We start from the raw sequence: 7,935 nt of genomic DNA, 5'->3' as shown, positions 1-7,935 counted from the left end.
CCGGCCATACCGCCCACGAAATGGTCGCCGTACACACTGCCGTTCACCGTGCAGCCGGTGATGATGCCGGTGACCGTGTTGGTGCCTGCAATACCGCCGATCTGCCGGGTGCCGCTGACCGTACCGCTGAAGGTGCAGTTGCTGACGGTCCCGGCGTTTTCTCCCGCCAGACCGCCTACCACGGCCCGGCTGCCGCCGGGCTGTACCGTGCCTTCCACATGCAGATCCTGTACCCGGGCATCCTGCTGCAGATACCGGAACAGTCCCTGTACGCTGCCCTCCTCCGTCAGGTTCAGCCCGCGGATGGTATGCCCCTGCCCTTCCAGCGTACCGCCAAAGGTGGGAATCCCGGCAAAATCGCTGCCGGTCAGGTCAATGTCCTCCGTTACCACCACGGTGCGGCTCACACTCCAACTGTCCAGGCGGCAGTCCCGGGCCAGAGCCTCCAGCTGTTCCACTGTGGCGATCTGAATGGTTTCCGGTGTGGTTTCTTCCGCCCGGACGGCCGGTGCCAGCAGCCCGGCCAGCAGGCACAGGCTCAGCACCGCCGCGAGAAGGCGGTCATATTGATATTTCATAATTCCTCCCCCTCGGTATAACTCTGGGCCCAGGTTGCCGCATCCTGCGGCAGTTCATAGTCCGGCCGGGCCGGTTCGATGGTGGTGCCTGCCGTAACGGCGGCGTTCAGGGTACCGTTGAGTGTGCCTTTGATTTCCGCATCAATGACACCGTTCACATAGCCGCGCACCCGGCCGCTGACCCGCATGGTCCCGGTGGCTGTGCGGTTGATGCGCGTCAGGTCGATGGGCGCTTTCATGGCAAAGCTGGTGCGTTCCACAATGGAATCACCAATAAGCAGAATCTGGGGCAACACCGCCAGAACCAGTGCAATGGAAATGATGGTACCGCGGCCCAGGCAGGTACCAATGGCGGCAATGACCGGGTTGGTGGTCATCTGGCCGATGAGCGCACCGGCCACTGCCAGAATGGTGCCTGAAGTAAAGATGGTGGGGAATGCCTCGTTGAGGGCCGCCACAATGGCCTGCCGGGGCGGCAGTTCTTTTTTCAGGTCGCTGTAATGGCTGGAAATCACAATGGCATAGTCGATATTGGCGCCCATCTGAATGGCGTTGACAATAAGATACCCCAGGAAGTATAACGGTTCATTCTGCAGGGTAGGCACGGCGAAGTTGATCCAGATACTGCCCTGAATGACCACGATGAGCAGGATGGGCAGCCCTACCGATTTGAAGGTAAACAGCAGGATCAGCACCACAAACAGCGCTGACAAAATACTGATAAGGATATTATCCTGCCCGAAGGAACTGGACAGATTCTTCACGTTGGTGGAGTTGCCCACCACATAGGTATTGCCGCTGTAATACTGGCCCAGAATGCCGTGGATGGTATCCAGGAAGGCCATGGTCTCATCGCTTTCCTCCGGCAGATTCAGGTACACCACCATGCGGCTGTATTTGTCGCTTTGCAGCTGGACCTGCGCCCAGTTCAGCTGGTCGAACAGATCGTCCAGCGTCTGCTGCATATCTCCTTCCAGCGTAATGTTGTCGGCTTTCATTTCCTTTTGCAGGAACATGAACATATCAAACAACGGCACCTTGTAATCTCCGATGCCGTTGAGCACACTGCCGTACTGGTCCTGGTCCACCGCATACGCCAGGTAAAGCGCTTCGGCCACCTCATAGTCGGTGCCCGCCAGTTCCGAAAACTGCCGCGGCGTCACCGCATCGGCCAGCATATACCCGTCCTGGGCTTCGGTGTTTGCCAGTCCCTGGCAGGATTTTACCTCGGGGCAGGCTTCCAGCTGCTGCAGCACGGCCCGCTCGGCGTCGTAGTTGCCTTTGGGCACGATCAGCGCCACCATGTTCTCGTTGCCGAAGGTGTTTTTGATTTTCTGGTGGGCGATCTGACTCTCGCTCTGTTTGGCGGTAACCAGGTCGGTAAAGCTGTAGCAGTAAGGGCAGTTGTTGGCCAGCACCGCCGCCACCACGACCACCACCGCAAAGATGGGCGGGATCACCCAGCGGGTGGCCACGTCGAATTTGCCCAGGAAGTTGATCTGGGGGATCAGTTTGCGGTGGCGGGTAGCATCGATCTTTTTGCTGAAGAGCATCAGCAGACCGGGCATCAGGGTAAAGACCGACAACAGGCTGAACAGAATGGCTTTGATCAGCACGGTGGCCATATCCCGCCCGATGCCGAAATGCATAAAGGCCAGCGCCCCCAGGCCGGAAATGGTGGTCAGGGAAGAAGAACTGATCTCCGGAATGGCTTTGGCCAGGGCTGCAATGCAGGCTTCCCGGGTATCTTTGGTTTCGTGCTCGTCCGAGAAGCGGTGGCACAGGATGATGGCATAGTCAATGGCCAGTGCCAGCTGCAAAATGACCGTAACAGAGTTGGAAATAAAGGAAATGGTGCCGCACAAAAAGTTGGTGCCCATATTCAGCACGGCAGCTGCCCCAAAAGTGAGCAGCAGCACCGGCACTTCGGCGTAAGAGCGGGAGGTCAGGGTCAGCACCACCACAATGATGACGGCGGCAATGACCAGAATGACCCCCATCTCGTTGGCCAGGTCGGCGGACATATCCTGCCCCACCTCGGTATCGATGTAATAATCCCAGCCGGTCAGGGCATCCCGGATGCCCTGCACCGCGGTGATGCTCACCTGGTCGCTGGCGGTACCGTCAAAGGTCACCGAATACAGGGCCGAGGCCTGCTTGTAATGGTCCTGGGTATCGTCGAAGTCCACACTGTAGACACCTTCCACCTCCTCGATGGCATCCTGCAGGGCCAGGGCAGTATCATACCCCACGTTGGACACCATGATCCGCGCTGTACCGAAGGTGGTAAAGTTATCGTTCATGACCGTAAGACCCTGGCGGGTCTCGGTATCGGCGGGCAGGTAGGTGGTGATATCGTTTTCCACCTTGACCCAGCCCGACGCCACAACGCTGAAAATCAGCGCCAGGATATACAGCAGAAAAAACAGATTGCGCTTGTCCACGATAAAAGCGGCAATCTTTTCCATTCCGCTGGTTTTCGGCTTCTTTTCTTCCAAAGTGAAGTCCTCCCGTTCAATAGAAAAAGCAGCCCCTATCGGAGCTGTTCCTATCATCTTAGTACGGTAGACCCCAAATTGCCATGGACACTTTTGCACATTTGTCTAATGTTTAAACACTGTGTTCAAAATTGCACAAAGTTCGCATTAAAAAGGACCACCCCAAAGGGGCGGTCCAAAAATATAGACAGATACACAGTTACCCGCTGTTTTCGTTCCGTGGAAGCGGTTCCGCTTATGCCCGTTCCGAGAGGAAGGGGCCGTTGAACACGTACTGGTCCAGGCGTCGGAAGGCCTCCTCCACACGGGAGAGCGGCAAAGCCAGGTTCATGCGGATGGCACAGGGGCCGTGGAACATACGGCCATCCTGCCAGGCCACGCCCACATCCCAGCCGGCCTGGAGCACTTCGGCAATGGTGCGGCCGTGGGCTTTGCACCACTGGGTGCAATCCAGGAAGAGCATATAGGTGCCCTGAGGCTTGCTTACTTCCACACCGTCAAAGTGGCTGCCGATGAAATCACAGGCATAGTTGATATTGCCGCTGAGGGTCTGGCAGAGTTCATCCACCCACACATGACCTTCCGGCCGGTAGGCGCCGATCAGCGCATGCATGGAAAGCACATTCATCTCGTTGTAATGGGGTTTGGAACTCTTGGCCAGCACACGGTCCCGCAGGGTGGGGTTATAAATGATATGGTAGCTGCCCACCAGCCCCGCCAGGTTGAAGGTCTTGCTGGGGGCATACAACGCCACCGTGCGCTGCCGGGCGTCCTCGCTGACAGACTGGGTGGGGGTATGCTTGTGGCCGTTGAGCAGGATATCGGACCAGATCTCGTCCGAGATAACCACGCAGTCATTGGCGCGGTACACTTCCATAGCCTGTTCGATCTCGCTGCGTTCCCATACACGGCCGCAGGGGTTGTGGGGTGAGCAGAACACCGCCACATGGATGTGATTTTCCTTCAGTTTGCGGTCCATGTCGGCATAATCCATCCGCCACACACCGTCGGCATCCTTCACCAGCGGGGAATGTACGATCCGGAAACCGTTATTCTCAATGGATTTGGTAAAGCCGATGTAGGTGGGGCTGTGCAGCAGCACCCCGTCCCCGGGGGCCGCAAAACAGGTCAGTGCCGAGATCACACCGCCCAGCACACCGTTTTCGTAGCCGATGCAGTCCCGGGTCAGGCGGGCGGGGTCCACCCCGTTGCGCTTGGCCTGCCAATCGATGATGGCATCGTAGTAGGCATCGCTGGGGCTGAAATAGCCGAATGCCGGGTGCTGTGCCCGCTCAATGATGGCGGCGGGAATGGTGGGTACCGTGGGGAAGTTCATGTCCGCGACCCACATAGGGATCGCATCGAACCCCTCTTTGGGGGCAGAAGGGGCAAAGCCCGGGGCAGAACCAAGACCGTCCACCGCAATGGCATCACGGCCGTGGCGGTCCATAAGGGTGGTAAAATCGTATTGCATACTGGGGTGGTCCTTTCCGGTGGCAAACTGCCATCTTTTTTAGGACCATTATACCACAATCTTGTTTCCCGGCAACAGGGTGTGGTCAGTGGGTGTGGCAGTGGCCGCAGTTTTCACAACTGGGGAACTGCTGCTTGTCATAGGCAATGCCATGGCGGTCGTAGTAGTCCTTCAGGGCCAGCTTGATGGCCTCCTCCGCCAGAACGGAACAGTGGATTTTATGGGCGGGCAGGCCGTCCAGCGCCTCCACCACCGCTTTATTGGTCAGCTGCAGCGCCTGGGCTACCGGCTGGCCCTTGATCATCTCGGTAGCCATGGAGCTGGAAGCAATGGCGCTGCCGCAGCCGAAGGTTTCGAACTTGGCATCGGTGATCGTGTCACCGTCGATTTTCAGGTAGATCTTCATGATATCGCCGCATTTGGCGTTGCCCACTTCGCCCACACCGTCGGCGTTTTCGATGACGCCCACATTGCGGGGATTGCGGAAATGGTCCATAACAATATCGCTGTACAAAGCCATAAGAAAACACTCCTTATTGAATGATGTAGGGCCGGGTGCCGTTCTGCAGTTCCCGCCAGACCGGCGAAATGCTGCGCAGATAGGCCACGGTGTCGGTCACGGTACGGATGAGATAATCGATCTGTTCTTCGGTGGTGTCCTCCCCCAGGGAAAGACGCAGGGAGCCATGGGCCACATCGTGCACGCGGCCGATGGCCAGCAGCACATGGCTGGGGTCCAGCGAACCCGATGTGCAGGCCGAACCGGAGGACGCGCAGATGCCCCGGTCATCCAGAAGCAGCAGCAGGGATTCGCCCTCGATGCCCTCAAAGCAGAAACTCACATTACCGGGCAGCCGCTGTACCGCATCGCCGTTGAGTGCCGCATGGGGAATGGCCGAAAGCCCCGCAATCAGCTTGTCCCGCAGCGGAATCAGCCGGGCGGTATTCTCGGCCCGGTGCGCGGCCGCTTCCTCCAGGGCCACAGCCATGCCCACAATGGCGGGCAGGTTCTCGGTACCGGCACGGCGGCCCCGTTCCTGGGCGCCACCCTCGATAAGAGGGTCCAGCCGCAGCCCCTTGCGCAGGTAAAGGGCCCCCACCCCTTTGGGGCCGTGGAATTTGTGGGCGGACAGCGAGAGCATATCGATATTCTGAGCCTTCACGTCGACTTCCAGGTGTCCCACCGCCTGCACCGCGTCGGTATGGAACAGGACGCCGGCTTCCCGGCAGACGGCCCCGATCTCGGCAATGGGCTGAATGGTGCCGATCTCGTTGTTGGCATACATCACGCTGACCAGGCAGGTGTCCGGCCGGAGTGCGGCGCGCACCTGTTCCGCCGTGACCAGGCCGTTTTCGTACACAGGCAGCAGCGTGATCTCAAAACCTTCTTTCTCCAGGCGGCGCAGGGTATGCAGCACGGCGTGGTGCTCAAACGCCGTGGAGACAATATGCTTTTTGCCCTGGGCCGCGCCCCGCCGGGCGGCGCCCATCAGGGCCTGGTTGTCGGCCTCGCTGCCGCCGGAGGTAAAAATCAGTTCCGACGCTTCGCAGTTCAGCTGCCGGGCAATCCGTGCCCGGGCATCTGCCAGCAGTTCGGCTGCCCGCTGCCCTGCGGAGTGCAGGCTGCTGGGGTTGCCGTAGGTTTCGCGCATGGTAGTTACCATGGCATCTATAGCCGCCGGGCTTGTCTTTGTGGTGGCGGCGTGATCTGCATAAATCTGCATACAATTCATCCTTTCCTGGCGGGGCGCCGGGCCGGCGCTTATTTCCTACCGTTTTTATATGTTTTTATTGTACGCCTTATTTCCCTACTTGTCAAGTAGGATTTTCGTGGTCCAGACAACCGACGGCCCATGGTACGATGGTAGTAAGGATTTCTCCATGCAAAGGGCATTTTCTCGCAAAAAATTCTCTTTGGATGACAGATTCCGCCAAACGACACAAGAACCGCTTTTTATACTGAAGATGCCGCGCTACGCACCGTACCCGCGGCAAGGAGGAACTCAAAATGTATTCTACACCTTTTGTCCGCCGGTTTGCCGCACTTTTGTCAGCCGCAGCCGTGGCCGCTGCCGCTTGCCTGCCCATTGCGGCAGCCCCGCTTTCACCCGCCACGCCCGAGCAGGCCGCCACACCGGAACAGGCCGCAGTTGCCGAGATTGTACAGCCTGCCGCCACACCGGAGTCCACCGCGCCCCCGGTGGAGGAAGCCACCATCCCGGACACTGCCCCACTGGCCGAAGCCGGCATTATTACCGACGGAGTCAGCCCCATTGGCACCACCATCAACCTGTTTGATTACTGGATCACCACCCGCGACGCCCCCGACAATGTGAACCCGCCCGATATGGACCAGGGCATCAACGCAGGCAAAGCGCTGCAATTCACTGCGGCGGCAGGGCCGGGGTCCGGCATCAACAATTACACCGGCACCAGCGCGCCCCGTACCGGCATGGTACAGCCTACCCTGCAAAACGGATACCCTCAGCTGGTCCAGAGCGGGCAGTCCCTGAATTACCTGTTCAATCCCAACCTGCCCAACGCGGGTAAAGCCTCCTACGCCAATGTACGCAATCTGCTGCAGATCGATCAGGATGGCTACTATTACTATGACTGCACCCTGAACTTTGCCCAGTTTGACGAAGCCACCAACGCGTTCATCCTCTACGACGGGCCGGGCGTACGCACGGCAGGGGCCGTGCCGCTGCTGGGGCAGTTTTTCCCCTTCAACATCTACAGTCAGGTCAAGGACATGAACGCCCGCAACCCGGCCATCAACCACTATTTCGGTTCCACCATGACCACCCGTTTTGTGCAGCAGCCCTACGGCACGGTGGACGGCACCGCCGGCGGCACCCCGGTGACCTATGATTTTTCCGGCGACGATGACGTGTGGGTGTTCATCGACGATGTGCTGGTGGGCGACCTGGGCGGCATCCACGATGCGGCCTCCCTGTCCATCAACTTCCAGACCGGCGATATTCTGGTGAACAACCAGCCCAACGGCACCCTGCGCAGCAAATTTCTGGCCGCAGGGCAGCCCTGGACCAACGGTACTTCCAACACCTTTGCCGATGATACCTACCACACCCTGAAATTCTTCTATCTGGAGCGAGGCAACGTGGATTCCAACATGAAACTGAAATTCAACCTGGTTTCCATCCCCCAAAGCGATCTGATCAAGGTAGACCAGATCGGCGCCCCGGTGCCGGGCGCCCGGTTTGACCTGTACTATGCCAACGAAGACTATACATACGACCCGCAGAACCTGATTGCCACCGGTACCACCGGGGCGGACGGCACCTTTGTGTTCCAGAATCCCGACGGTACCCTGCTGAGCCTGAACAACCTGAAAAACGAGTACGGCGGTCCCGATGACACCGGC

At 58.8% G+C, this 7,935-nt stretch carries 6 protein-coding genes; 1 reads left to right on the top strand and 5 read right to left on the bottom strand.

The features are described from left to right. The 5 genes from H6B10_RS10970 to nifS form a co-directional block, all read right to left on the bottom strand. Window positions 1-578: GLUG motif-containing protein (locus tag H6B10_RS10970; RefSeq protein WP_275951074.1), on the bottom strand; the 578-nt coding region annotated here is incomplete at its 3' end. Continuing rightward, on the bottom strand, window positions 575-3,076 hold the full coding sequence (locus H6B10_RS10965; protein ID WP_243427354.1) for an efflux RND transporter permease subunit: 2,502 nt from the start codon (window positions 3,074-3,076) through the stop codon (window positions 575-577). The genes H6B10_RS10970 and H6B10_RS10965, both read right to left, overlap by 4 nt. Before the next feature lie 235 nt (window positions 3,077-3,311). Beyond that, entirely contained in the window at window positions 3,312-4,550 is a 1,239-nt protein-coding gene (locus tag H6B10_RS10960) for a MalY/PatB family protein (protein WP_204651642.1), read from the bottom strand. Between the two features lie 85 nt (window positions 4,551-4,635). Next, the gene (gene nifU / locus H6B10_RS10955) at window positions 4,636-5,070 is read right to left on the bottom strand and encodes a Fe-S cluster assembly scaffold protein NifU (protein ID WP_204651641.1); all 435 of its coding nucleotides are present in this window, start codon (window positions 5,068-5,070) and stop codon (window positions 4,636-4,638) included. A gap of 13 nt (window positions 5,071-5,083) precedes the next feature. Beyond that, complete coding sequence (gene nifS / locus H6B10_RS10950; protein ID WP_204651640.1) at window positions 5,084-6,274, bottom strand: cysteine desulfurase NifS; 1,191 nt, start codon at window positions 6,272-6,274, stop codon at window positions 5,084-5,086. Between the two features lie 284 nt (window positions 6,275-6,558). Here nifS and H6B10_RS10945 point away from each other — a divergent pair. Beyond that, a partial coding sequence (locus H6B10_RS10945) for a hypothetical protein (protein WP_430661756.1) occupies window positions 6,559-7,935 on the top strand: 1,377 nt, incomplete at its 3' end.

The sequence above is a fragment of the Gemmiger formicilis genome (genome assembly GCF_016901605.1).
Classification (GTDB): Bacteria; Bacillota; Clostridia; order Oscillospirales; family Ruminococcaceae; genus Gemmiger; species Gemmiger formicilis_B.
Note: the sequence above shows the minus strand (reverse complement) of the source record. Positions and strands in the feature narration are given on the sequence as shown.

What these genes read in the sequence shown, in the direction of transcription:
- nifU (WP_204651641.1), bottom strand. Translation starts at nt 5,070, where the DNA reads ATGGCTTTGTACAGCGATATTGTTATGGACCATTTCCGCAATCCCCGC.
- H6B10_RS10960 (WP_204651642.1), bottom strand. Translation starts at nt 4,550, where the DNA reads ATGCAATACGATTTTACCACCCTTATGGACCGCCACGGCCGTGATGCC.
- nifS (WP_204651640.1), bottom strand. Translation starts at nt 6,274, where the DNA reads ATGCAGATTTATGCAGATCACGCCGCCACCACAAAGACAAGCCCGGCG.